Source organism: Xanthomonas sp. CPBF 426 (genome assembly GCF_903989465.1).
Lineage (GTDB): Bacteria > Pseudomonadota > Gammaproteobacteria > Xanthomonadales > Xanthomonadaceae > Xanthomonas > Xanthomonas euroxanthea.
In genome coordinates, this window is sequence record NZ_LR861805.1 from 847240 (window position 1) to 871301 (window position 24062).

The 24062-nt window shown below is 66.9% G+C and carries 20 protein-coding genes; 18 read left to right on the forward strand and 2 right to left on the reverse strand.

The window, feature by feature from the left end; translation table 11 throughout:
* Positions 1–86: 86 nt before the first annotated feature.
* Positions 87–599, forward strand: coding sequence for a 2-amino-4-hydroxy-6-hydroxymethyldihydropteridine diphosphokinase (gene folK / locus H7A87_RS03540; RefSeq protein WP_119129580.1), 513 nt, complete (start codon positions 87–89; stop codon positions 597–599).
* Positions 600–611: 12 nt separating this feature from the next.
* On the opposite strand, the gene H7A87_RS03545 is transcribed toward folK, so the two are convergent.
* Entirely contained in the window at positions 612–1349 is a 738-nt protein-coding gene (locus tag H7A87_RS03545; RefSeq protein ID WP_119129581.1) for a pteridine reductase, read from the reverse strand.
* Here H7A87_RS03545 and H7A87_RS03550 point away from each other — a divergent pair.
* Both H7A87_RS03550 and H7A87_RS03555 read left to right on the forward strand, forming a co-directional pair.
* A complete protein-coding gene (locus H7A87_RS03550; RefSeq protein ID WP_180496884.1) occupies positions 1348–2601 on the forward strand; it encodes an SAM-dependent methyltransferase in 1254 nt (417 codons plus the stop codon). The two genes, H7A87_RS03545 and H7A87_RS03550, sit on opposite strands and share 2 nt — an antisense overlap.
* Positions 2589–3005: a VanZ family protein gene (locus tag H7A87_RS03555; RefSeq protein WP_119129582.1), complete on the forward strand. Its 417-nt coding sequence runs from the start codon at positions 2589–2591 to the stop codon at positions 3003–3005. The genes H7A87_RS03550 and H7A87_RS03555 overlap by 13 nt, the downstream gene beginning before the upstream one ends.
* A 1223-nt stretch (positions 3006–4228) precedes the next feature.
* Here the strand turns inward: H7A87_RS03555 and H7A87_RS03560 are convergent.
* Positions 4229–5089: a 2OG-Fe(II) oxygenase gene (locus H7A87_RS03560; RefSeq protein WP_119129583.1), complete on the reverse strand. Its 861-nt coding sequence runs from the start codon at positions 5087–5089 to the stop codon at positions 4229–4231.
* A 189-nt stretch (positions 5090–5278) separates the two neighbouring features.
* Between H7A87_RS03560 and H7A87_RS03565 the strand changes: the two genes are divergently transcribed.
* From H7A87_RS03565 to H7A87_RS03635, 15 genes are all read left to right on the forward strand, one after another.
* Positions 5279–6757 carry a hypothetical protein gene (locus H7A87_RS03565; protein WP_104649732.1) on the forward strand — a complete coding sequence of 493 codons (1479 nt, stop codon included), beginning with the start codon at positions 5279–5281 and terminating at the stop codon, positions 6755–6757.
* Between the two features lie 78 nt (positions 6758–6835).
* On the forward strand, positions 6836–9487 hold the full coding sequence (locus tag H7A87_RS03570; RefSeq protein WP_119129584.1) for a TonB-dependent receptor: 2652 nt from the start codon (positions 6836–6838) through the stop codon (positions 9485–9487).
* A gap of 158 nt (positions 9488–9645) precedes the next feature.
* A complete protein-coding gene (locus tag H7A87_RS03575; RefSeq protein WP_119129585.1) occupies positions 9646–10461 on the forward strand; it encodes a type II secretion system protein N in 816 nt (271 codons plus the stop codon).
* Positions 10458–12539, forward strand: coding sequence for a type II secretion system secretin GspD (gene gspD, locus H7A87_RS03580; RefSeq protein ID WP_119129586.1), 2082 nt, complete (start codon positions 10458–10460; stop codon positions 12537–12539). The genes H7A87_RS03575 and gspD overlap by 4 nt, the downstream gene beginning before the upstream one ends.
* A 4-nt stretch (positions 12540–12543) precedes the next feature.
* Positions 12544–14031 carry a type II secretion system ATPase GspE gene (gene gspE / locus H7A87_RS03585; protein WP_232087920.1) on the forward strand — a complete coding sequence of 496 codons (1488 nt, stop codon included), beginning with the start codon at positions 12544–12546 and terminating at the stop codon, positions 14029–14031.
* Entirely contained in the window at positions 14018–15214 is a 1197-nt protein-coding gene (gspF, locus tag H7A87_RS03590; RefSeq protein WP_119129737.1) for a type II secretion system inner membrane protein GspF, read from the forward strand. The genes gspE and gspF overlap by 14 nt, the downstream gene beginning before the upstream one ends.
* A 28-nt stretch (positions 15215–15242) precedes the next feature.
* Positions 15243–15707: a type II secretion system major pseudopilin GspG gene (gene gspG, locus H7A87_RS03595; RefSeq protein ID WP_119129588.1), complete on the forward strand. Its 465-nt coding sequence runs from the start codon at positions 15243–15245 to the stop codon at positions 15705–15707.
* 27 nt (positions 15708–15734) lie between these two features.
* Positions 15735–16217 (forward strand): GspH/FimT family pseudopilin, encoded by a 483-nt coding sequence (locus H7A87_RS03600; RefSeq protein ID WP_119129738.1) that lies wholly within the window; start codon positions 15735–15737, stop codon positions 16215–16217.
* Positions 16201–16581 carry a type II secretion system minor pseudopilin GspI gene (gspI, locus tag H7A87_RS03605; protein WP_119129589.1) on the forward strand — a complete coding sequence of 127 codons (381 nt, stop codon included), beginning with the start codon at positions 16201–16203 and terminating at the stop codon, positions 16579–16581. Before H7A87_RS03600 ends, gspI begins: the two co-directional genes overlap by 17 nt.
* Positions 16578–17201 (forward strand): type II secretion system minor pseudopilin GspJ, encoded by a 624-nt coding sequence (gene gspJ / locus H7A87_RS03610; RefSeq protein ID WP_119129590.1) that lies wholly within the window; start codon positions 16578–16580, stop codon positions 17199–17201. Before gspI ends, gspJ begins: the two co-directional genes overlap by 4 nt.
* Positions 17198–18190, forward strand: a complete 993-nt coding sequence (gspK, locus tag H7A87_RS03615; protein WP_119129591.1) for a type II secretion system minor pseudopilin GspK — start codon at positions 17198–17200, stop codon at positions 18188–18190. Before gspJ ends, gspK begins: the two co-directional genes overlap by 4 nt.
* Positions 18187–19275, forward strand: coding sequence for a type II secretion system protein GspL (gene gspL, locus H7A87_RS03620; protein ID WP_119129592.1), 1089 nt, complete (start codon positions 18187–18189; stop codon positions 19273–19275). Before gspK ends, gspL begins: the two co-directional genes overlap by 4 nt.
* Positions 19272–19748, forward strand: a complete 477-nt coding sequence (gspM, locus tag H7A87_RS03625; protein WP_119129593.1) for a type II secretion system protein GspM — start codon at positions 19272–19274, stop codon at positions 19746–19748. The genes gspL and gspM overlap by 4 nt, the downstream gene beginning before the upstream one ends.
* A 5-nt stretch (positions 19749–19753) precedes the next feature.
* Positions 19754–20464: a type II secretion system protein N gene (gene gspN / locus H7A87_RS03630; RefSeq protein ID WP_119129739.1), complete on the forward strand. Its 711-nt coding sequence runs from the start codon at positions 19754–19756 to the stop codon at positions 20462–20464.
* A 725-nt stretch (positions 20465–21189) separates the two neighbouring features.
* On the forward strand, positions 21190–23898 hold the full coding sequence (locus tag H7A87_RS03635; RefSeq protein WP_119129594.1) for a TonB-dependent receptor: 2709 nt from the start codon (positions 21190–21192) through the stop codon (positions 23896–23898).
* Positions 23899–24062: the final 164 nt, after the last annotated feature.

Here is a 24062-nt window from a genome sequence, read left to right on the forward strand (position 1 = left end):
GTTTGGCGCGTTGCTGGCGGGCATGGGCGCATGCGGGCACGATGGCAACAGTTGACGTTGATGCGGGCTGCATGCGCGAATAACGCATGACCACCGTGCTTCTCAGCCTCGGCAGCAATGTCCAGCCGACCCACTACCTGCGCCTGGCCGTCGACGCCTTGCGCGCGCGCTTCGGCCCACTTGCCATCTCCCCGGCGTATCGCACGCCGGCGGTGGGCTTCGACGGGCCGGACTTCGTCAACAACGCCGTGGCGCTGGACACGGACATGGACCTGCAGGCGCTGGACCACTGGCTGCATGCGCTGGAAGATGCGCACGGCCGTGATCGCAGCGGCCCGCGTTTCAGCGACCGCACCCTGGATGTGGACGTGGTGTTCTTCGGCGATTGCATCGTCCAAGGCCCCGGGCATCTGCGCATCCCGCGGCCCGAGCTCAAGCATGCCTTCGTGTTGAAGCCGCTGGCCGATATCGCGCCGGACTTCATCGACCCGCTGAGCGGGCAGACCCTGGCCGCGCTGTGGCAGGCGCATCCGCAGCACGGCGTCGCGTTCACGACGGTGGCGCTGGACGCGGCTCCGGCGCTGGATGTGGCGCGCTAGCGTCGTTGCAGCTCAACTGAGCTGGCGGCCGCCATCCACATGCAGGGTGTGGCCGGTAACGAAGCCGGCATCCTCCAGCAGCCAGCGCACCGCCTCGGCGATTTCCTCGGGCGTGCCGATGCGCGCCAGCGGCGTGCGCGCCAGCAGCGCCTGCCTGGCGTCTGCAGACTTGCCTTGCTCCGGCCACAGGATCGCACCGGGCGCGACCGCGTTGACGCGCACCTCCGGGGCCAGCTCCAGCGCGAGCGAGCGGGTGAGCATCTCCAGCGCGCTTTTGGACGCGCCATACAGCGGATGGTTGCGCATCGGCTGCTGCGCATGCAGGTCGGTGAGGTTGACGATGGCGCCGCGGTGCTGGCGCAGCTGCGCGGCGGCCGCCTGGGCGATGAAGAACGGCGCGCGTGCGTTGACGGCGAACAACTCGTCCCATTGCGCCGCCGTCGCTGCGCCAAGCGCGGTGGGATAGAACGCGGAGGCATTGTTGACCACGCCATCCAGGCGGCCGAACGCGGCGATGCAGTCGGCAACCAGCTGCGCCGGCGCCTCCGGCACGCGCAGGTCGGCGTGCAGGGCCTGCGCACTGCCGGCGCGCTGCGCGCAAAGCTCCGCTACACGCGCGCCGAGCGCCTCGCCGGAGTGGTGCGCATGCAGGGCAACGCGGTAGCCGGCCGCATGCAGCGTGGTGGCGATCTGCGCGCCGATACGGCGTGCTGCACCGGTGATCAACACCACCTTGGAACTGTCTGTCATGGCGTACTCGCTCGGCGTTGCAAAGGGCTCGGCTATCCTGTGCATTGTCCCCGCAACCGGTGCCCGCATGCACGCCGACCTTCCTATTCCCGATCCGGACGCCCTGGCGCACAGCGAGCAGCTGGCCGCGCATCTGCGCGCCGAGATTGCCGCCGCCGGTGGTGCGATTCCGTTTTCGCGCTTCATGGAGCTGGCGTTGTATGCGCCGGGCCTGGGCTATTACAGCGCCGGCTCCAGCAAGTTCGGCGAGGCCGGCGATTTCGTCACCGCGCCGGAGCTGGGACCCTTGTTCGCGGCCACCGTGTCCGGTGCGCTGGCGCCGGTGCTGCAGCAGCTCGGGCCGCAGGCGCGCGTGCTGGAAGTGGGCGGCGGCAGCGGCGCATTCGCCGAAGTCACGCTCAAGCGCCTGCTCGAGCTGGATGCGCTGCCGGAGCGTTACGCAATCCTGGAGCCAAGCGCCGACCTGCGCGAGCGTCAGCGCGAGCGGCTGGGACGCAGCCTGATCCCGCCGGTCTTTGACCTGGTCGAATGGCTGGACGGTCCCTTCCCGGACGATTGGGATGGGGTGCTGTTCGCCAACGAGGTGATCGACGCATTGCCCACGCCACGCTTCACGCTGCGCGACGGCGAGGTGTATGAGGAAACCGTGGTGCTGGATGCGCAGCAGCAGTTCGCGCGCGGCGAGCAGCCCGCCGACGCATTGCTGGGCGCGGCGGTACGGCACCTGGAACGCTATCTGGAGCAGCCCTTCGCCGATGGCTATCGCTCCGAGTTGCTGCCGCAGTTGCCGTACTGGATCCAGGCCGTGGCCGGCGGGTTGAAGCGCGGCGCGATGCTGTTCGTCGACTACGGTTACCCGCGTGGCGAGTTCTATCGTGCGCAGCGCGAAGACGGCACCTTGCGCGCGTTCTATCGCCATCGCATGCATGAGGATCTGTATCGCTGGCCGGGCCTGCAGGATCTGACCGCGTCGGTGGACTTCACCGCGTTGGCCGAGGCTGGCACCGGGGCCGGTTTCGAGTTGGCTGGCTACTGCACGCAAGCGAGCTTCCTGCTCGGCAACGGCCTGGATGCGTTGCTGGCACAGGCCGATACGCGCACCGATGAAGTAGGGCGCATGCGCTTGCGCGAGCAGATCAAGCGGCTGACCTTGCCCAGCGAAATGGGTGAGCGCTTCCAGGTGATGGGGTTTGCGCGCGATGTCGATTTTGCGCCGGCATTTCTGGCGGGCGATCTCACATGGCGGTTGTAAGCCCGGCGCTGCGGCCGTTCCATCGACCACGGTTGTGGGTAGGCCTGTGGATTGCCGCAATCCTGGTGGTGATTGCGGTGTGCATGGGGCCGCCGCCGGAATTTCCGGAACTGCCGTCCAACAGCGACAAGGGCGAGCACTTCTTGACGTTCGCGTTGTTGTGCTGGGGGGCGGTGCAGCTGTTCGCCACCCGGCGCGCGCTGTTGTCTGCGGCATTTGGACTGGTGCTGTTGGGGGTCGGCATCGAGATCGCGCAAGGGGCACTGACCACCAACCGCAGCGCGGATCCTTATGATGCGTTGGCCGATACGCTGGGCATCCTCGCCGGCTTGTGCCTGGCGTGGACGCCGCTGCGGTGGGTGATGCTACGGATGGACAAGCGCATGTTCGGACGGCGCGGATAGGTCTCGTGTAGAGCGGTTGATCTGTGGTTTTTCTGCAGGGCCCTTGCCTGCCCAGCATCGCGGGACACGCTGCAAGGAGGAGTGGCCGATCGACGGCTCTGCGGATAGATCAGCTGTGGAGCGGGTGATGTGCGGTTTTTCTGCAGGGCCCTTGCCCGCCCACCATCGCAGGACACGCCGCAAGTACGTCCCTGTAGGCTCTTACGCGGCATCCATGCCGCGTAAGGTCCCGCGACGGTGGGCGGGCAAGGACCTATCGAGTTGGTTGGTGTGCATGGAGGAGCAGTGCTGGATGTGTGCCTTGTTCGATCATGAAGCATCGGCTCCGCGTCTGATGTACGCCGCACCACAGGCAGCTTTTCAGATGAGGGCCGACTAACTGTCCGGTGCGGTGCCCTCGCCGGTTGCGGGACCGTGTGGGGGAATGGATGCCGCCACCGAGCCCCAGGGACGGGTTCACGGCGTGTCCCGCAAGCGGTGAGGGCACCGCGCCCTCGACTCACCGTGCTTTTGATTCAAGCATCCGATCGCGACTGAAGAACGACGCCGTTGCAGGTCTCGGCTGCTTTGTACGTTGTGTATCTGAGGGCTTGGAACGTGCGGATGGATCAGCGGTAGAGCGGTCGATCTGACGCTTGGTTGCAGGGCCCTTGCCCGCCCACCATCGCAGGACACGCCGCAAGTACGTCCATGTAGGCTCTTACGCGGCATCCATGCCGCGTAAGGTCCCGCGACGGTGAGCGGGCAAGGACCTGTGGAGATGGTCGGTATGCGCAGTTACAAGCAGGGCATGGCGTGCCTTGTTTGAATCACGTTGTGTCCGATCCGTTCCTCGCGCAGGCCGAGCGGCAGACAGGCTTCCAACACGCAACCTGCAAACGTCTTGTCTGCTCACCGCAAGCCCAGTAACACGCTTTCAAGAAAACAGCCGATTAACCCTCTGGTGCGGTGCCCTCGCCGGTTGCGGGACCGTGTGGGGGCATGGATGCCGCCACCGAGCCCCCAGGGATGGGTTCACGGCGTGTCCCGCAAGCGGTGGGAGCACCGCGCACTCGACTCACCGTGCTTTTGATTCAAACATCCGATCGCGACTGAAGAACGACGCCGTTGCAGGTCTCGGCTGCTTTGTACGTTGTGTATCTGAGTGGATCTGCATGGGAATAATCCGGTTGCATCACGATCGTCGACGACCGGGCGATTACGTACGCGTATGACCGCCGCTCTCAGCCTGGCAGACGGACTGCACGCTCGCGCAACCACTTGGTCGCGACCCACTTTTCGCCGGCCAGTACCGGCGCGCCGGCGTGCAGGCTGCGTGTCATTGGATGCGGGCGGTCGTAGCTGAAGAACACTGCGTTGCCCTTGACGGCGGCCACGTCCAGATGCGCATCGGGAAAGCGCGTGGCGCCGCCGCGTTCCGGCGTGTTGAGATACATCACCAACGATGCGACGCGCTGACCGCCGGCCTGCAGCAACACCGGTGTGCCTGCGGCAGCAGGGTCGAAGTAATCGTAGTGCGGCTGATATTCGGCGCCGGTGGCATAGCGCAAGACCTGCAATCCTTCGCCGTGGTCGACCGGCCAGTCGAGCAGGCGTGCGATGCGTGCTTCGACGCGTTGGCACAGCGCGTCCTGCCCCAGCTGCAGGCACATGCTGTGGCTGGTGCGCGCGGCATGCACGATCTGCGCGCCGTTGTCGTTGTCCACGGTGCGCGAACGCACCAGGCGTGGCTGCGCCAGTGCGATCAATGCATCGCACTCGGCATCGGACAGAAAATCGCCCAGCACCACCACGCGCGGCAGCAACAGGCTGACCAGCACGCGTACCTGGCGATCGCCCAGGTCCAGTAACGAGGCATCGTTGTCCTGTAGCACCGCCGGCACGCGCACCGGCACCGGCAGGCCATGTGTCTGCGCGTGGTGCTGGAAGTGGTTACGCAGCAGGGCTTCGACTGCGTCGATGGCGTCCTGTTCGTTCCAGCCCTGATCCAGGAGCGGCTGTAGCGCTCGTTCGGGCGGCTGGCCGGCCATTGCCTGCGCAATGATCCAGTCGCCCAGGGCGGCGGGGATGGTGGTCGAGGTCATCCCGCTACAGTGCATGCCACTGTGTGGCAGGCATATGTCAATTGTGTCGTGGTAAGACAAATGACACAGACACCCCCTATAAAAGTGACGGGGATCTAGAACGTGCTCGCCACTGCAGTGGGCGGAACGCAGCCAATTCTTGACGACTCCTCTTCATACCGGACCTTTTTTGACCTGGAGATCAGCCGCATGTCCGTTCGCAATAGCAGCAAGACACTTCTCATGACGTTTGGTACCGCGCTGGCGTTGTCGGCCTGCGGTGGTGGTGCCGATCGTGTCGCCTCGCCCGGCGAGGGCGCATTTCCGCCGGCACCGACGCCGGCTCCGGCACCGACCCCGGCACCCACGCCGGCACCGACGCCGGCTCCGGCACCGACCGGCCCGGCCGCCGATTGCCCGACCGGTTTTTCCAATGTCGGCACCATCGCCAACAACACGCTGCGCGCCTGCCAGCTGCCGGACACCATCAACGGCAATCTGGTGGTACCGGCACGTGCGGGCACGGCGTATTCGATCAGCGGACGCGTCAACGTGGGCACCGACCGCGGCGGCAATGCCATCGCTCCGGCCGCCGGCAGCACGCAGGGCATCCTGACCATCGAACCGGGCGTGACCTTGTTCGGTTCGGCCGGTAGCGACTACATCGTGGTCAACCGCGGTTCGCAGATCTTTGCCGAAGGCAGCGCCACTGCCCCGATCGTGTTCACTGCACGTCAGGCCCTGGAGGGCCAGGTCAGCGCCAACACCATCGGCTTGTGGGGCGGCATCGTGGTGCTGGGCCGTGCGGCCATCAACAACTGCCCGGGCACCACGGTCTCCGGAACGCCGGAATGTCAGGCGCAGGTGGAAGGCACCAACGCCTTCTACGGTGGTAACAGCGCCACCGACAACAGCGGTTCCCTGCGCTACCTGCGGGTGATGTATTCGGGCTTCGAAATTTCGCCCAACAACGAGCTGCAGGGCATCACCCTGGCCGGCGTGGGCAGCGGCACGCGCCTGGATCATGTGCAGATCCACAATAGCTCCGACGACGGGATCGAATGGTTCGGTGGCACCGTCAACGGCAGCCACATCGTGATCACCGGCGCCGACGACGATTCGCTGGATACCGACGCCGGCTGGAGCGGCGCCCTGCAGTTCGGCATCGTGGTGCAGCGCGCCGGCGGTGGCGACCGCATGAACGAGTGGAGCAGCCTGCGTCGCCAGCCGTATTCGCGTCCGAAGGTGGCCAACTTCACCTACGTGGGCAATGCGCGTGCCGGTGCAGCAATCATGCTCAACCAGGGCACGCAGGCCGCGTTCTACAACTCGGTCGTCACGCGTCCGGCCGGTGGCACCGGTGATGGCCTGGTGTGCTTCAACCTGGCCGATACCGACACGCTCGGGACCTTCAACTCGGTGTTCTTCGCCTGCCCGACCGCCTTCGGCAGCGATGCGCGTGCGGCCACCCAGTTCGCGGCCGGCACCAACAATGTCGCCAATGGCGTATCCACGTTGCAGAACACCTTCGTCAATGGCGCCAACGAAAGCGCCGTGCCGGCCTTCCAGGGCTTGAACGGGGTGAGCAGCTTCTTCCAGCAGGTGAACTACATCGGTGGCGTGCGCGACGCCAACGACACCTGGTGGCAGGGCTGGACCTGCGGCTTGACCGCCGATCGTCCCTGCTGAGGCACAGCATCGCAAGGTGGCCATACGGCCGCCTTGCGATGCGTCCAGCTTCATCTTTCAGTTGCCAGGGCTCCCACGATGCGAACCTCCGCTGTCGCCCGTCTCTCGCGGACGGGCCTGTCTCTTTCCATTTCCACCTTGCTGTTTTCCGGTGCTGCGCTGGCGCAGTCGACCAGCACCGATGCCGGCTCCACCACTGGCACCAGCAGCACCACCAGTGCGCCCAAGCAACTCGACCAGGTCGTGGTGCGTGGCGAATACATTCCCGAACCGATGCTGCAGACCTCGGAGGTGGCCTCGTTCGTCACCCGCGAGGACATGGAGCGCACCGGCGACAGCAGCGCGGCGGTGGCGCTGACGCGTGTCACCGGCCTGAGCCTGTCGCGCGGCAAGTATGTATATGTACGCGGCCTGGGCGAGCGTTATTCCTCGGCGTTGTTCAATGGTTCGCCATTGCCCAGCCCCGAGCCGATGCAGCGGGTGGTGCCGCTGGACCTGTTTCCCAGCGATGTGCTGGACAGCGTGACCGTGCAGAAAACCTATTCGGCCGATTATCCGGGCGAATTCGGCGGCGGCGTGATCGATCTGCAATCGATGGCGGTGCCGGACAAGCCGTTCCTGTCGCTGACCGTGGGCGGCGGCGTCAACAGTGTCAGCACCGGCGAAAAAGGCCTGACCTACTACGGCTCCGGCGATGACGAGTGGGGCTATGACGATGGCACCCGCAAGCAGCCTGCCGCGTTGCGCGATGCGATCCAGAGCGGCCGGCGCGTGGACCTGGGCAGTTTCTCGCGCGAGGACATCCGTAGCATCGGCCGTAGCTTGAACAACGCCAACCTGTACGTGCTGCAGGAAAAGGACAGCATCGCCCCGGACGTCAATGTCGGCGGCAGCGCCGGTTACAGCATGGACGTGGGCGAGGCCAAGCTGGGCATCATCGCGGTGGCCAGCTACGACAACGAGTGGCGCACGCGCACCGGCAAGCAGCAGGACGGCATCTTTGTCGGCGATACGGTCGAGTTCAATTCCAACTACGACTTCGCCACCACCCGCAACAACGTGCGCACCAACGGCATGCTGGGCCTGGGCTGGGAGTACGGCAGCCACACCATCGGCTGGACCACCTTGTATGTGCACGATGCGTTGAAGGTCGCGCGCAGCCGCGCCGGCCGCGACGAACTGGCCGGTTTCGATGTGCGCGACGACAACACCGAGTGGTACGAGCGCCAGCTGATCAACAACCAGCTACGCGGCACGCACGCGTTCGGCGAGTACGACGACTTGAAGATTGAATGGCGCGCAGCGGTGGCCAACGCCAGCCGCGATGTGCCGTACGAAACCGGCATTCGCTACGAGCTGCTGGATGGCTACTGGGCGCACGATGCCTCGCGCGTGCAGAACTACACCCGCTTCAGCAAGGTCGACGACACCGTGGCCAGCGGCGGGGTGGATGTGACCTGGCGTTTGCCGATCGAGCGCGATGTCACTCTCAAGGGCGGTCTGGCCTATCTGGACAACGACCGCAGCGCATGGAGCCGCGAATTCCGCTTTCTGGCACTGGACGGCCCGTTGCCGTTCTACAACCAGTTCCAGCGTGTGGATTACCTGATCTCCGATTACAACCTCAGCAACGATCTGCTGCGCCTGCGCGAGACCACCGGCAGCTTCGGTGCGGCCGCGTACGATGCGACCCTGAAGGTCAAGGCGGCCTATCTGCAGGCCGAAGGCGAGATCGTGCCGGCGCTGCGCGCTACCGTCGGTGTGCGTTATGAGGACGCCACGCAGGCGGTGCATCCGTACGACATCTTCACCGGCGCGCGCCAGGACAGCGTGGCGCCGCTGGAGAACAGCTACGCGCTGCCATCGGCCACGGTGACCTGGAATTTTGCCGAGAACCAGCAGCTGCGCTTTGGTGCGTCCAAGACCATTGCCCGCCCGCAGTTCCGCGAGATGGCGCCGCAGCAGTACCTGGACCCGGATATCGACCGCCAGTTCTTCGGCAACCCGTTCCTGGTCGATAGCGAGCTGGTCAACCTGGATGCGCGGTACGAGTGGTTCTTCGAGCCGGGCGAGTATTTCACCGTCGGCGCGTTCTACAAGAGCATCGACAAGCCGATCGAGGCCATCGTCAACGATGCACCGGGCGGCGGCATCGTGCAGAGCTTCATCAATGCGCCAGAAGCCACCTTGTACGGCATCGAGCTGGAAGCCAAGAAGTATCTGGACCTGCCGATCGCGGCCGACTGGTGGGGTGACAACCGGGTGTTCCTGTCCGGCAACTACACGCGCACCACGTCGGAAGTGAGTGCCAGCGATGGCGACACCGTGCAGCCGTTCGGCTTCACTGCGCCGGTGCAGGCGACCTTGTTCATCCGTGATGGCTCGGCCCTGCAGGGGCAGTCCGACGACATCGCTAACCTGCAGATCGGCGTGGAAAGCGAAAGCACCCACAGCCAGGCCACCTTGATCGCCAACTATGTCGGCGAGCGGGTATCCGCGCGTGGTCGCCCCGGGCAACCGGATTACATCGACAAGCCGGGTACTTCGCTGGATCTGGTGATCAAGAAAGGCCTGGTGTGGTCGGGCAATACGCTGTCGCTGAACTTCGCCGCACGCAATCTGCTCAAGACCCGCTACCAGGAGTACCAGAGCCTGGGCAGCAACCGGGTGGACCTGTACGAGTACCAGCCTGGCGTGACGTATGACCTGAGTGTGACAGCGCGCTTCTGATCCGACGCCCGCTGCCTGTATCGCAAACGCCCGCCCTGCCTCGCATGGCGGGCGTTTGCGTCTGCGGGTGTGTTGCCGTGTGTCGGCCTGTGTCATCACTTTCTTCGAACTGACACATTGCAGCCGCATTCTGTCATCCGACCGCAATCCTGAGACGGATGTCCGCTTTGCAGCGTGTTTTGCCCTCCTTGAAACCCTTGATGTCGGCACGTGGCAGCCGCATCGCGTTGGCCTGCGTATTGCTCGCATTGCTGGCGCTGCAATGCGCGCGCGTGGTGTGGGTGGTGATCACCCCGATCGGGCCGCTGGGCACCGCCCAGGTCGCGACAGCTGCACAGGCGGAGCTGCCGGCACTGCGCCGCGATGTGTTCTACCGCAGCGTTGCGGATGCCAGCAGCGACGGCATCGTGCTGCATGGCGTCCGCGCGGGTGGCGCGCAAGCAGCCGCGTTCCTGAGCAGCGGCGACGGCCGACAAGGCGCGTATCGCATCGGCGATGTCGTGGTAGCTGGCGTGACAGTGCAGGCGATCGCGAGCGATCACGTGCTGCTGCGTACCGGCAGCGGCGTGCGACGTCTGGCCTTGGTGGAATCCACAGCGTCGTCGGCGCCGCCCTCGCCAGCAACGAGCGCGGCAGCAGCCACCAGCGCCGCACCTGCGGTGATGTCGAATGTCGGCGCAGCGGCTGGCGCGGCCACGGCAATGGCTGTCGACCCGCAACAGCTGCTCACCAGCGCCGGCCTGCGTGCAAGCGAAGACGGCAGCGGCTTCACCGTGATGCCGCGCGGCGATGGGGCCTTGCTGCGCCAGGCCGGCCTGGCCCCAGGCGATGTGCTCACCCAGCTCAATGGCCGCGCGCTCGATGCCGAACACCTGCGCGAGCTGCAGGACGAACTGCGCGATGGCCAGGCGGCCACGCTGACCTACCGTCGGGATGGCCAGACCCACACCATGACCTTGAAGCGCCCGCAATGATTGCTGCCCGCCCCGCATGGCTGCTTTCGGCCACCTTGTTGCTCGCACTGCCGGCGGTGCCGATGGTGTCGCTGCATGCCGCCGACGCGCCGGCCGTGCGCCTGCAGGACGTGGACCTGCGTGCCTTCATCCAGGACGTGTCGCGTGCCACCGGCATCACCTTCATCGTGGACACGCGCGTGCAGGGCACGGTCAACGTGGCGCGTGCACAGGCGATGTCGGAACAGGACCTGCTCGGCATGCTGCTGGCGGTCTTGCGTGCCAATGGCTTGATTGCGGTGTCCAGCGGGCCGTCGACCTACCGCATCATTCCCGACGATACCGCTGCGCAGCAGCCCGGCAGCGCGGCCAACGGCAACCTGGGGTTCGCCACGCAGGTGTTCACCCTGCAGCGCGTGGATGCACGCAGCGCTGCGGAGATTCTCAAGCCGCTGATCGGCCGCGGCGGCGTGATCATGGCGATGCCGCAGGGCAACAGCCTGCTGATTGCCGACTACGCCGACAACCTGCGCCGTGTGCGTGGCCTGGTCGCACAGATCGACACCGACCGCGCGGCAATCGACACGGTGAGCTTGCGCAATAGTTCCGCGCAGGAACTGGCGCGCACGCTGACCTCGCTGTTCGGGCAGGCCGGCGAACGCAGCAACGTGCTGTCGGTGTTGCCGGTGGACAGCAGCAATTCGCTGATCGTGCGTGGCGACCCGGCACTGGTGCAGCGCGTGGTGCGCACGGCGGTGGATCTGGATGGGCGTGCCGAACGTCGCGGCGATGTCAGCGTGGTGCGGCTGCAACACGCCAGCGCCGAGCAATTGCTGCCGGTGTTGCAGCAACTGGTCGGGCAGACCCCGGGCAACGAGGCGCAGCCCGGGCAGGACACGCGCTCCAGCGCGGTGGATGTGGCCGCCGCTGCTGCGGGCGCTGCGCAGACGCAGGTAATCACGCCGGCCGCCGGCAAGCGCCCGGTGATCGTGCGTTACCCCGGCTCCAATGCCTTGATCATCAATGCCGACCCGGAAACCCAGCGCGCCTTGATGGATGTGATCCGTCAGCTGGACGTGCATCGCGAGCAGGTGCTGGTCGAAGCGATCGTGGTGGAGATTTCCGATACCGCCGCCAAGCGCCTGGGCGTGCAGCTGCTGCTGGCCGGCCGCAATGGCACGGTGCCGTTGATCGCCACGCAGTACAGCGGCGCGTCGCCGGGCATCGTGCCATTGGCCGCGGCAGCGGCCGGCACGCGCAGCAACAACGGCGACGACGATTCGGTGCTGGAACAGGCGCGCAATGTGGCCGCGCAATCGCTGCTGGGCCTGAGCGGCGGCCTGATCGGGCTGGCCGGGCAGAGCAACGATGCGGTGTTCGGCATGATCATCGATGCGGTCAAGAGCGACACCGGCTCCAACCTGTTGTCCACCCCGTCGATCATGACCCTGGACAACGAGCAGGCACGCATCCTGGTCGGCCAGGAAGTGCCGATCACCACCGGCGAAGTGCTGGGCGCGGCCAACGACAACCCGTTCCGCACCATCCAGCGCCAGGACGTGGGCGTGGAGCTGGAAGTGCGCCCGCAGATCAATACCGCCGGCGGCATCACCCTGGCGATCAAGCAGGAAGTCTCGGCCATTGCCGGGCCGGTCAGCGCGCAGTCCTCGGAGCTGGTGTTCAACAAGCGCCAGATCGAAACCCGCGTGGTGGTGGAAAACGGCGCCATCGTCGCGCTCGGCGGCCTGCTCGACCAGAACGACCGGCAGACCGTGGAGAAGGTGCCGCTGCTGGGCGATGTGCCCGGGCTGGGCGCGCTGTTCCGGCACAAGTCGCGCAACCGCGACAAGACAAACCTGATGGTGTTCATCCGCCCGACCATCATCCGCGACGCGGCCGATGCGCAGCGCATGACCGCACCGCGCTACAGCTACCTGCGCGATCGCCAGCTGGCCGATGGCGACCCGGAAGCCGCGCTCGATGCACTGGTGCGCGACTACCTGCGCGCACAACCGCCGCAGCTGCCGGCGGCGCCGTCGCCAGCCGTGCCGGCGCCGGCAACAACGCCTGCGCCCGGCGCGCGTCCCGCGCAGCGCTGATGCCATGAACACTGCGCGCGCCAGCATTTCCTATGCGTTCGCCAAGCGCCACGGCGTGGTGCTGCTCGGCAGCGACAGCGCCGCGCAGATCGGCCTGCGCGAAGGCGGCGATGTGCAGGCCCTGATCGAGCTGCGGCGTGCGCTGGGCCTGCCATTGCAGGTCCGCACGCTGGCACCGTCGGTGTTCGACCGGCACGTGTCGGAGATCTATGCCGATGCCGGCATGGAGCAGGGTGTGCAGGTCGAGGCGCTGGACCTGCACGGCAGCCTGGATTCGTTGATCGACGACATCCCCACCGCCGATCTGCTCGACAGCCAGGACGATGCACCGATCATCCGCCTGATCAACGGCATCATCGCCGAGGCCGCGCGCCTGGGCGCCTCGGACGTGCATCTGGAATCCTACGAATCGCGGCTGCGCGTGCGGCTGCGCGTGGATGGGGTGATGCGCGAGGCGGCCACCTTGCCCGGACGCATCGCGCCGTTGCTGGTGTCGCGCGTCAAGGTGATGGCACGGCTGGACATCGCCGAAAAACGCATCCCGCAGGATGGCCGCGTGTCGCTGGTGATGGGTGCCAAGGCACTGGACGTGCGCGTGTCCACGCTGCCCACGCGCAGCAGCGAGCGGGTGGTGCTGCGCATCCTGGACAAGGAGCAGGGCACCTTGTCGCTGGCCCAGCTCGGCATGCCACCGGCGGTGATGCACACCGTGCAGCGCGCCCTGCAGGTGCCCAACGGCATCGTGCTGGTGACCGGGCCGACCGGCTCGGGCAAGACCACCACACTGTATGCGGCGCTGAGCCTGCTCAACGATGGCTCGCGCAACATCCTCACGGTGGAGGACCCGGTGGAATACGCCATCGACGGCGTCGGCCAGACCCAGGTCAACGCACGTGTCGGCATGACCTTCGCGGCCGGCTTGCGCGCCATCCTGCGCCAGGACCCGGACGTGGTGATGATCGGCGAGATCCGCGACACCGAGACCGCGCAGATCGCCGTGCAGGCCAGTCTGACCGGTCACCTGGTGCTGTCCACCGTGCACACCAACGATGCGGTGGGCGCGGTCACGCGCCTGCGCGACATGGGCATCGAACCGTTCCTGCTCGCATCGAGCCTGCGGCTGATCCTGGCCCAGCGGCTGGTGCGGCGCCTGTGCACGCAGTGCCGCGCCCCGCGCCCGCTGGATGCCGGTACCCGCCAGATGCTGGAGGCGCCGGCCGATGCAACGCTCTACGGCGCGGTGGGCTGCACGGCCTGCCATCACAGCGGTTACGCCGGGCGCGTGGGCATCTACGAAGCCATTGCGGTGGATGATGCGATGCGTCGGCTGATCGGCGACAACGCCGATGAAGATGCCCTGGCGGCGGTGGCCTTCGCACGCGCACCGCGCGTTGGCGATGCCGCGCGCGCCGCTGTGCTGCAAGGCCTCACCACACTGGAAGAGGCGCTGCGGGTGACCCGCCAGCAGGACGATGCGCATGCCGCGGTTTGACTACACCGTGCTCGATCTGCACGGGCATCGCCGCCAGGGCGTGATCACCGCCGACTCGGCGCAGGGTGCACGCGCGCAACTGGAGCAGCGTCAGTGGGTGCCGGTGCGCGTGGAGGCGGCGGTGGCTGCCAGCAGCGTGCGTCCGGCGCGTTTCAGCGGCAAGGATCTGGTGCTGTTCACCCGCCAGCTGGCCACGCTGGTGGAGACCGCGCCGCTGGAGGAAGCGCTGCGCACCATCGGCACGCAGTCCGAGCGTCGCGGCGTGCGCCGGGTCACCAGCCAGACGCATGGGCTGGTGGTCGAAGGCTTCCGCCTGTCGGACGCGATGGCGCGCCAGGGCAGTGCGTTTCCGCCGCTGTACCGCGCGATGGTGGCCGCGGGCGAGAGTGCCGGTGCGCTGCCGCAGGTGCTGGAGCGCCTGGCCGACCTGCTGGAGCGGCAGGCGCAGGTGCGCAGCAAGCTGCAGTCTGCGTTGGTGTATCCGGCGGCGTTGGCCCTGACCGCCGGTGCGGTGGTCATCGTGCTGATGACCTTCGTGGTGCCCAAGGTGGTGGACCAGTTCGATTCGATGGGCCGCGCATTGCCATGGCTGACCCGCGCGGTGATCGGCGTGTCGAACTTCCTGTTGCATGCAGGCATTCCGTTGCTGGTGGCACTGGTCATTGCGGTGATCGCAGCGCTGCGCCTGCTCAGGCGCCCGGAGTTACGCCTGGCGGCCGATCGTGCGGTGCTGCGCGCGCCCTTGCTCGGCCGGTTGATCCGCGACCTGCATGCCGCACGCATGGCGCGCACGCTGGCGATCATGGTCAACAGCGGGTTGCCGTTGATGGAAGGCCTGATGATCGCCGCGCGCACCGTCGACAACCGCGCCTTGCGGCTGGCCACCGACAACATGGTCACGGCAATCCGCGAGGGCGGCAGCCTGGCTGCGGCGATGAAGCGCGCCGCCGTGTTTCCACCGACGCTGCTGTACATGGCCTCCAGCGGCGAAAACAGCGGGCGCCTGGCGCCGATGCTGGAGCGCGCCGCCGATTATCTGGAGCGCGAGTTCGCCTCCTTCACCACCGCGGCGATGAGCCTGCTGGAGCCGGCCATCATCGTGCTGCTCGGCGGGGTGGTGGCGGTGATCGTGCTGTCGATCCTGCTGCCCATCCTGCAATTCAACACCCTCGCGCTTGGTTGAGCGCGGCCGCTTATCCCTGGAGATCCTCATGCAGTCCATCCGTCACCGCCAACGTTCTTGCTCGCTGTCCTCGCAAGCGCGAATGCGCGGCTTCACCCTGGTCGAGTTGATGGTGGTCATCGTCATCATCGGCCTGCTGGCCACGGTGGTGATGATCAACGTGATGCCCAGCCAGGACCGCGCCATGGTCGAGAAGGCGCGTGCCGACGTGGCGGTGCTGGAGCAGGCGCTGGAGACCTATCGCCTGGACAACCTCAGCTACCCGAGCACCGAACAGGGCCTGCAGGCCTTGCTCAATGCGCCGAGCGGATTGACCCGGCCCGAGCGCTATCGCCAGGGCGGCTACATCCGCCGCCTGCCGGAAGATCCGTGGGGCCATGCGTATCAATACCGCCGCCCGGGCCGCAGTGGTGGCTTCGACGTCTACTCGTTCGGTGCCGATGGTGCCGAAGGCGGCGAAGCCGACAATGCCGATATCGGCAACTGGCGCTGAGGCCGGGCAGTGTTCGCGCAAGCCGCCATGGCAAGCCAATCCCGTGGACGCGCGTCGCTGGCGCCTGCGCGCGGCTTCACCTTGCTCGAGTTGCTGGCGGTGCTGGTGATCACCGCACTCGCCAGCACGTTGGTGGTGCTGACCTTGCCGGATACGCGGCGCGAGCTGCACGACCAGGCCGATGCATTGGCCGGTGCCTTGGGCCATGCACGCGACGAGGCGATCCTGAGCCTGCGCATGGTCGAGGTGACCGTGGATGCAGGTGGCTACAGGTTCCGCCGCCAGGCGCAGCAACGCTGGGTGCCGCTGGATGAAAAACCTTTCGCCGCGATGCGTTGGCCTGCCGGCGTGCAGGCGCAGATGCCGGTGGGCGGCACGCAGGTGAGCGTGCGCTTCGACCCCACCGGTGCGGCCACGCCGCAACGCATCGCGCTGGCCGACGGCCAACAACAGCTGCAGGTGGTGGTGGACGCCGCCGGCGTGGTGCGGGTCGATGCGCCCCTACGGTAAGCCCGATGCCTGCGCCGGATTTTCGCTGCTCGAACTGATGGTCGCGCTGGCGATCTTCGGCATGGCCGTGGTCGGTCTGTTGAACGTGTCCGGCGAAAGCACGCGTACCGCGGTGGTGCTGGAAGAGCGTGCGCTGGCCGCGGTGGTGGCGGAAAACCAGGCGATCGACGCGATGCTCGCGCCCACGGCCGCAGCACTGATACCGGCCAACGGGCAGGAAACGCTGGGCGGACGCAGTTGGGACTGGCAGCGTCAGTCGATGCCGGCCGGTGCTGCGGGCATCGTGCGCATCCAGGTGCAGGTGCGGGCCGCAGCGCAGGCGCAGGAACTCGCCAGCCTGAGCGTGCTGCGGAGTGCCGAATGAGCCGCGCGCGTCGCAGTGCAGGGGGTGTCCGTGGCAGCGCGGGCTTCACCTTGATCGAGCTGCTGGTCGCCCTGGCGGTGTTCGCGCTGGTGGCGGTCGCCGCGGTGGTGGTGATGCGGCAGAGCATCGACCAGCGCGATGCCGTGCGTGCGCGCCTGCAGCAGGTCCGCGAGTTCCAGCTTGCCCATGGCCTGCTGCGCAGTGACCTGCAGCAGGCCGCAGTGCGGCGCACGCGCAATAGCGAGGGCGGCGCTGCACGCACCGCGTTCGTCGCAAGCCCGCCCGGTGTGCCCGGGCCCCTATTCGGTTTTGTGCGACGCGGCTGGAGCAATCCGGATCAGGCGCCGCGCGCATCCTTGCAATACGTGGAATACCGCGTGGTCGACGGACGCCTGGAGCGCAGTGCGCGCCCCGCACTCGACGGTGCGGTCGCCGGCACGCCGCAGGTGGTGTTGCGTGGCGTGCGCTCGGCGGTGGTGGGGTTCCATTATCGCGCGCAGTGGAGCGACGGCTGGAGCGGGGGACTCGACGCGCTGCCGGATGCGATCTCGCTGGAGCTGGACCTGGAGCAATGGGGCCGCGTACGCCAGTTGTTCCTGTTGCCGGAGGAGCGCGGATGACGGCCTTGAATGCACGCAGGCAGCAACGTGGCGTCGCACTGCTGACGGTGCTGTTGCTGGTCGCGGTGATGACGCTGCTGATGGTCGCGGTGCTGGACGATCTGCGCTTTGGCCTGCGTCGCACCGGCAACGGCGAGGCGATGACGCAGGCGCAGTGGTATGCGCTGGGCACCGAAACCGTTGCGCGCGCGCGCCTGCAGGCACTGGCCAGGCGTGATCCGATGCGCACCACACTGGAAGGCGGCTGGAACGATCAGCCGATCATCTTCCCGCTGGACGACGGCACGGTGAGCGTGCGCCTGCGCGATCGCGGCGGCTGCTTCAATCTCAACAGCGTGGTCGCCGGTGCGCCCGAGCAATGGCAGCGCAGCGACGGCGGCGCAGGCCAGTACCGCGCATTGCTGGACGTGCTGGGTATCGCACCGCAACAAGCACAGGCGCTGACCGATGCGCTGGTGGACTGGATCGACAGCGACAGCCAACCCGGCGCACAGGGGGCCGAAGACGCACACTATCTGCAATTGGCAGTGCCGCGACGCACCGGTGCGACCCTGCTGGCGGGCGTCGGCGAGCTGCGCGCCATTGCCGGCTACACGCCGCAGGTGATCGCGCAGTTGCGGCCGTATGTGTGTGCATTGCCGGAGGCGCGCCTGTCGCCGGTCAATATCAATACGCTGCGCCCGCAAGATGCGCCGGTGTTGGTGGCACTGACCGAAGGCGTTCTGGAACTGCCGGCCGCGCGCCGCGTCATCGCCGCGCGGCCGGCCGCAGGATGGCGCGACGTCAGGGCGTTCCTGAGCCAGCCTGCGCTGATCCAGGCCGAGCCTTCCAATGCGGTGCTGGAACAGATCGCACTACGCACCGGTTACTTCTCGCTCTACAGCCAGGTCGACCATGCAGGCGCGCAGGTGACGCTGGATGCCTTGCTGCAACAAGACCCTGCAGGGCGCGTGCGGCTGGTGGCGCGTCAATGGAGTTCCGACGAATGAGTACCAGCTTGCTGTTGCTGCCCGCCGATGCCGCTGCGCCGGCGATTGCCGTGCGTGTGGATGCGCAGGGTCAGGTGCTGTCGCAGCGCCCGGCCAGCGCGCCGTGGGAACCGTCTGCACGTACCGTGCTGGTGGTGCCGGGCGTGGATGTACATCTGCGCTGGCTGTGCTTGCCCGGCCGCAGCATCGCGCAATCGGTCGCGGCTGCACGCCTGCACCTGGCCGAGCACCTGGCGGTCGAGACGCCGGGCCTGCATGTGGTGATTGCCGATCGCGTCGAGGCCGATGGCACGCGTCTGGTCGCTGCGGTCGACAACGCGGTGATGCAGCAGTGGCTGGCGCGTGCAGCGCAGCTGGGTGTCGTCCCCGACGCGGTGGTGCCGGACTGCCTGTTGCTGGAGCCCGGCGCGGACGCTGCGGCAGCAGTGATGGACTGGGATGGCCGCTGGCTGATCCGCGGCGCAGGGCTGGCCTGCAGCCTGGAGCCGGAGGCCGCGCGCATGCTGCTGGGCGAACGCGCACCGGCAGCGCCGCCGGCACCTGACACCGCGCAAGCCATTGCCGGTTTTGCGCGATGCGCCACGCGCGCGCCGATCAACCTGCTGCAACACGCATTCGCCGCAAGGCCGGCCGCTGCACAGACGGTCACTCCGCGCCGTCTTGCGGTGCTGGTCGCGCTGGTGCTGCTGTCGCCGCTGGTGCTGTTGCTGGCGCAGACACTGCGCTACGAACTCGGCGCGCGCCTGCTGCAATCGCGCGCCGCTGCGCAGTTGGGCGTGCGCGATGCGGCGGCGGTACCGGCCGCATTGCAGGCACGCCGGCACGCGGGTGCGGCCGCCGATGTCCTGGCCGTGCAGCTCGGCAGCCTGTTCGCAGCGGTCGATGCCGTTCCGGCGGCGGAACTGGATCAGCTCGACTATCAGGCCGCGCAGCCGCTGCGCGGCACACTGCTGCACAGCGATGGCGCCAGCCTGCAACAGCTGTCCGCGCGGCTGGCCGAAGCAGGATGGCAGCTGCAGCCGGGCAGTAGCCAGACCGAAGACGAGCGCATGCGGACACCGTTCGCACTGGAGCAGTCGCGATGAATGCACGCCTGCAACGCAGCACGCAGTGGTGGCAGGCGCGCGCGCCGCGCGAGCGGTTGATGCTGGGCGTGATGTGCGCCGCGCTGGCCGCGTTTGTCGGCTGGTACGCGCTCTACACCCCGTTGCGGCACTGGCACGCCCAGGCGCAGGCACGCTATGCCGCTGCGGCGCAGTTGGTGCTCGATGCATCTGCGCAGGCATCGGCGAGCAGGCGTACGGCGGCACCTGGTACGGCGGCACTGAACGAGCGCATCGCCAGCAGCGCGCGCGATGCCGGCGTCAGCATCACCTCCCAGCAGCGCAGCGCGGCGGGTGGGGTGGACGTGCAGATCGATGCGGTCAGTGCAGTCACCTTGTTCGGCTGGCTGGAGCGGCTGCGCCAGGCGCATGGCCTGGTGCCGACCCAGCTGCGCATCGTGCGCGACCAGGGCCAACTCCGGGTACGCTGCGGGTTTGCGGAGCCTGCACCGTGACGCGCCTGCGCTGGATCCTGATCTTCCTGCTGATGGTGGGTGTGGCGCTGCTGGCATGGCTGCCGCTGCGCCTGGTGCTGCCACGGGAGGGCCTGCCATTCTCGGCGCTGGACGTGGAGGGGCCGGTATGGGCCGGCACCTTGCGGCAGGTGCAATGGCAAGGCGTCGCCTTCGGCGATGTCACGGTACGGCCGCGGCTGTGGCCACTGGTGCGTGGAGAGCGCCAGGTGCACCTGCAGGCCACGCAGCTGCAACTGCTGCTGGTGGATGGCGCGCAACACGGCATCCGCGATGCGCAGGGCCAGTTGCTGTTGCGCCAGCCAGCGGGCATGGCGTTGATCGATCTGGCATTGGAGCTGCAGCAGGTGGATCTGTTGTTCGATGCCACCGGCTGCGTGCAGGCCGCTGGGCGGGTCGGCCTGCAAGTGCTGGCAAGTGGGGCGGGCGAGCTGCCCGGGCTACCGCCGTTGCGCCTGTCCGGACAACCGCGCTGCGTGGGCGATACCGCCGTGCTGACCCTGCTGCCCGACGCCGCGCTGCCTGCCGGCGCGCAGGCCGATGCACAGCTGCAGCTGTGGCGCGATGGACGCTGGCAGCTGCAGTCGCGTGTCGATCCGGGGCAGGACGCGGTGCTGGGCGTGGGCTTGCAACTGCTGGGCTTTGCCGCCACCCCGGAGCGCACCTTGCTGCGCGTCGACCAGGGGCAACTGCGCTGAGCGCAGCTTTGCTGGCCGGGTGCGGCGCGATTTTCCATCTGCACCATTCGCGTGCATGGGCACAGCCGGTGTCCTTGTCCCGGCCAACGCAGCGCCGCTTCTATCCAGTCCGCTGACATCGTTGTCGCCCTGGCGCGGCCAGCAGTCATCGCTGCAGCGCGTGGCTGCGGCGATGCGGCAGGCATGCCGCCCTCGATGACGGAGAAGCGCGCGGCACCGGACTGTGATGCCACCCACAATGCTTCCGCTGCATCGGCTGCCGCCCGATCCTCGAGAAATTGGTCTGGTTACCGGCGATTGGTCGGCGACTGGTCCTGTGACAACGATACCCGCGCCGCACCCAAATGACCCTGTACGCACCGTCGAAGGTCTTTGAAAACAAGCCTTAGCGCGCGACCTCTGCCGGGCGGAGAACGCTTTCGACAGTGACTGTTGACAGGATCTTTTAAAGACCATAAGAATCAAATCCACTGAATTGGTATTTGCCAGTCAGGGCCGTTGATCAGCAATGGCAGGCGATGACCGTCCTGGGAGGGAGACGGCATCGGCACCCACGGGGGGCCGTACGGGGTGCTCGTAGACAACAGATCGCAGGCGGTTCCGGACGTCCGGGACTGGTGGCCTGTGCGCGCGTGGGTGGGTTGCCCAACGCCGGGATCTGTCAGCGCTGATCGATCGGAATGCCAGCCGCGTCGTCGTCCAGCCATTCCACCTCAGGATCTCCCATGTCACCTGTCCCGCGTGCCGCGTTGCGTTGTTGTTCGCCCTCCTCGCTGTCCCTGGCCATTGCGCTGTCGCTGCTTGCCTGCGGCGCCAACGCGCAGGCGCAGGAATCGCCGCCGGCGGCATCGGCGCAGATTTCCCAGCTCGACACCGTCAAGGTCACCAGCTCCTACCAGAAGAGCCTGATCACCGCGATGGACAACAAGCGCGACGACGTGCGCATGACCGATGGCATCTCCGCGCAGGACATCGGCAAGTTTCCCGCCGAAAACATCGCCGAGGCGATCCAGCGCATCCCGGGCGTGCAGATCTCCACCATCAACGGGCGCGGCTCCACGATCAGCGTGCGTGGCCTGGGCCCGCAGTACTCGGCCACCACCATCAACGGCCAGGTGATCAAGAGCGCCGACTTCACCGATGGGTTCCGCTACGACATCATCCAGCCGGAAGTGGCCGCCGGGATCGAGGTGATCAAATCGCCGTCGGCGGACATGGACGCCGGTGGCCTGTCCGGCACGGTCAACATCAACACCACCAAACCGCTGGACTACCAGCAGACCAAGCTGCTGTTCTCGGCCAAGACGCAATATGCGGAGTTCGCCGGTGGCTCGCCCACGCCCAAGGGCGTGCTGACCTATATCGACCAGTTCAAGGCCGGTGGCGGCGAGCTGGGCGTGTTCCTCAGCGCCGGCTACCAGAAGCTCAAGGACCGCGCCGATTATCTGTGGATCGACCGCTGGTACACGCAGGACACCGACGCCGGCAGCTTGTACATTCCGCGCCGCCCGCGCTATCGCTCGATCGAGCGCGAGACCACCCGCAAGATGTTCAACGGCGGCCTGCAGTGGAAGCCCAACGACCAGCTGGAGATGAACCTCACTGCGCTGTATTCGCAGGACAAGACCGCCAACGACATGAACCAGCTGGTGTACTCGTTCGAGCGCACCCCGCTGACGGTGCTGCAGACCAACGGCCTGACCGCCACGCAGGTGTCGGCATCGGACTACTGGCTGGAAAACAACCGCCAGATCGAACAACACGACCTGTCCACGCAGTTGCTCAGCTACGACTTCAAATGGAAGGGCGATGTCTGGACGCTCAGTGGCGCGGCCAATTACACCCAGGGCAAGACCGACGAGAACGAACGTGCCGCGATCCTGGGCCGGATTCCGTCGGCGACATTGCTGGACACCTCCAATCCCGACGCGATCTCGCTGACCACCGATGCCGACGCCACCGATGCCAGCGCCTGGGACAAGGCCAATCTGGTGCGTAGCGAGTATCCCAACGGTTCCATCCAGTCGCTCAGCAACAAGGAATGGTCGCTGCAGCTGGATGCCGAACGGTATCTGGAGCTGGGTGCATTGAATGCGGTGCGCTTCGGTGCCAAATACCGCCGCGAGACCTTCGAGCGCGATGTGCGCCGGCGCGACTTTCTGTATCTGCTCAGGACCGGTGCCGTATCGGGCTTCGACATGTTCCCGGAACTGTCGGCCGCCAACAGCACGGTCAGCAATTTCCTCGACGGGCAGCTCGCCTCGCAGGACAGCTGGGTCACTCCGGATATCGCCGCCTACGCGCGCTCGCTGGCGGCCGCCGGCATCAGCGTGCCGGTGCTGTTCGCGCCGCAAAGCAGCTACAGCATCGAGAATGACATTTCCTCGGCCTATGCGATGGCGCGCATCGACACCGACATCGGCAGCATGCGCCTGCGCGGCAACCTTGGCTTGCGCTACGAAAACACCAAGCGCACCACCGACACCTACCTGACCCAGGCGCAGGCCGCCAGCGACGATGCCAATGTGGTGATCGGCACCGCGCGTGCGCCGTACGAGTATTCCAACTGGCTGCCCAGCCTGAACCTGGTGCTGGACATGCGCGAGGACCTGCTGCTGCGCTTTGCCGCCGCCAAGGTACTGGTGCGGCCGATCCTGGACAGCAATACCGCCATCGCCTCGACCATTTCCACCGGCACCAATACCGGCGGCACGACGACCTATGTCGTCACCCAGGGCCAGACCGATCTGAAGGCGCTGACTGCCGACCAGGCCGACCTGAGCCTGGAGTGGTACTACGGCAACGGTGGCGCGCTGACCGTGGCCGGCTTCTGGAAGAACATCAAGAACGGCACCTTCAACAGCATCGTCTGCCCGGCCGCCTTCAACGGCACTGCGCTGTCCAGCAACGCGGCCGGCGACTGCGTGGACAGCGGCGGCGATATCTACGAGATCACCGCCACCACCAACGACCCGAGCAAGGTCAAGATCCGCGGCTACGAACTGGGCTGGACGCAATCGCTGGACGCCTGGTTGCCGATCGACGGCTTCGGGGTGACCACCAACTTCACCCGGGTGATTCCGCAGCGCGATACCGATTTCCAGATCCGCAACCTGTCCGAACAGACCTGGAACGCCACCGCGTACTGGGAGAGCGCGCATTATTCGGCGCGCGTCTCGCTCAACCACCGCAGCGAGTACGAACAGGACAGCAGCGACAGCTTCTTCGCGCGCGAGGGCCACACCATGAAGGCGCGCACCCAGCTGGATGCGGTGCTTGGCTACCAGGTCAACGACAGGCTGAGCTTCCAGCTGGGTGGCCTGAATCTCACCAACCGCACCGAGGAGGCGTACAAGGACATCGCCAGCCGCTGGCAGATGACCGGTGTCACCGGTCGCAGTTACTACCTGTCGATGCAGTGGGACATGCTTTGATGACGGGCGAGCGAGCGTGGTGCGGCCGTGCATCGCTGCGTGCGGCGGCCAGGGGTGTGTGCAACGCTGCCGTCGTGATGAAAGCGCGTTATGCCGCGGCCGTGGGAGTGGCTGCGCCGCGCGCGCCTTATGACATGCCTGCATTGCAGGCGCGCGGGCGCTGT

Bases quoted from the DNA above. Each gene is read 5' to 3' on its own strand.
- folK (WP_119129580.1), top strand. From the start codon at position 87: ATGACCACCGTGCTTCTCAGCCTCGGCAGCAATGTCCAGCCGACCCAC.
- H7A87_RS03550 (WP_180496884.1), top strand. From the start codon at position 1,348: ATGGCGTACTCGCTCGGCGTTGCAAAGGGCTCGGCTATCCTGTGCATT.
- H7A87_RS03545 (WP_119129581.1), bottom strand. From the start codon at position 1,349: ATGACAGACAGTTCCAAGGTGGTGTTGATCACCGGTGCAGCACGCCGT.
- H7A87_RS03555 (WP_119129582.1), top strand. From the start codon at position 2,589: ATGGCGGTTGTAAGCCCGGCGCTGCGGCCGTTCCATCGACCACGGTTG.
- H7A87_RS03560 (WP_119129583.1), bottom strand. From the start codon at position 5,089: ATGACCTCGACCACCATCCCCGCCGCCCTGGGCGACTGGATCATTGCG.
- H7A87_RS03565 (WP_104649732.1), top strand. From the start codon at position 5,279: ATGTCCGTTCGCAATAGCAGCAAGACACTTCTCATGACGTTTGGTACC.
- H7A87_RS03570 (WP_119129584.1), top strand. From the start codon at position 6,836: ATGCGAACCTCCGCTGTCGCCCGTCTCTCGCGGACGGGCCTGTCTCTT.
- H7A87_RS03575 (WP_119129585.1), top strand. From the start codon at position 9,646: ATGTCCGCTTTGCAGCGTGTTTTGCCCTCCTTGAAACCCTTGATGTCG.
- gspD (WP_119129586.1), top strand. From the start codon at position 10,458: ATGATTGCTGCCCGCCCCGCATGGCTGCTTTCGGCCACCTTGTTGCTC.
- gspE (WP_232087920.1), top strand. From the start codon at position 12,544: ATGAACACTGCGCGCGCCAGCATTTCCTATGCGTTCGCCAAGCGCCAC.
- gspF (WP_119129737.1), top strand. From the start codon at position 14,018: ATGCCGCGGTTTGACTACACCGTGCTCGATCTGCACGGGCATCGCCGC.
- gspG (WP_119129588.1), top strand. From the start codon at position 15,243: ATGCAGTCCATCCGTCACCGCCAACGTTCTTGCTCGCTGTCCTCGCAA.
- H7A87_RS03600 (WP_119129738.1), top strand. From the start codon at position 15,735: ATGGCAAGCCAATCCCGTGGACGCGCGTCGCTGGCGCCTGCGCGCGGC.
- gspI (WP_119129589.1), top strand. From the start codon at position 16,201: ATGCGCCCCTACGGTAAGCCCGATGCCTGCGCCGGATTTTCGCTGCTC.
- gspJ (WP_119129590.1), top strand. From the start codon at position 16,578: ATGAGCCGCGCGCGTCGCAGTGCAGGGGGTGTCCGTGGCAGCGCGGGC.
- gspK (WP_119129591.1), top strand. From the start codon at position 17,198: ATGACGGCCTTGAATGCACGCAGGCAGCAACGTGGCGTCGCACTGCTG.
- gspL (WP_119129592.1), top strand. From the start codon at position 18,187: ATGAGTACCAGCTTGCTGTTGCTGCCCGCCGATGCCGCTGCGCCGGCG.
- gspM (WP_119129593.1), top strand. From the start codon at position 19,272: ATGAATGCACGCCTGCAACGCAGCACGCAGTGGTGGCAGGCGCGCGCG.
- H7A87_RS03635 (WP_119129594.1), top strand. From the start codon at position 21,190: ATGTCACCTGTCCCGCGTGCCGCGTTGCGTTGTTGTTCGCCCTCCTCG.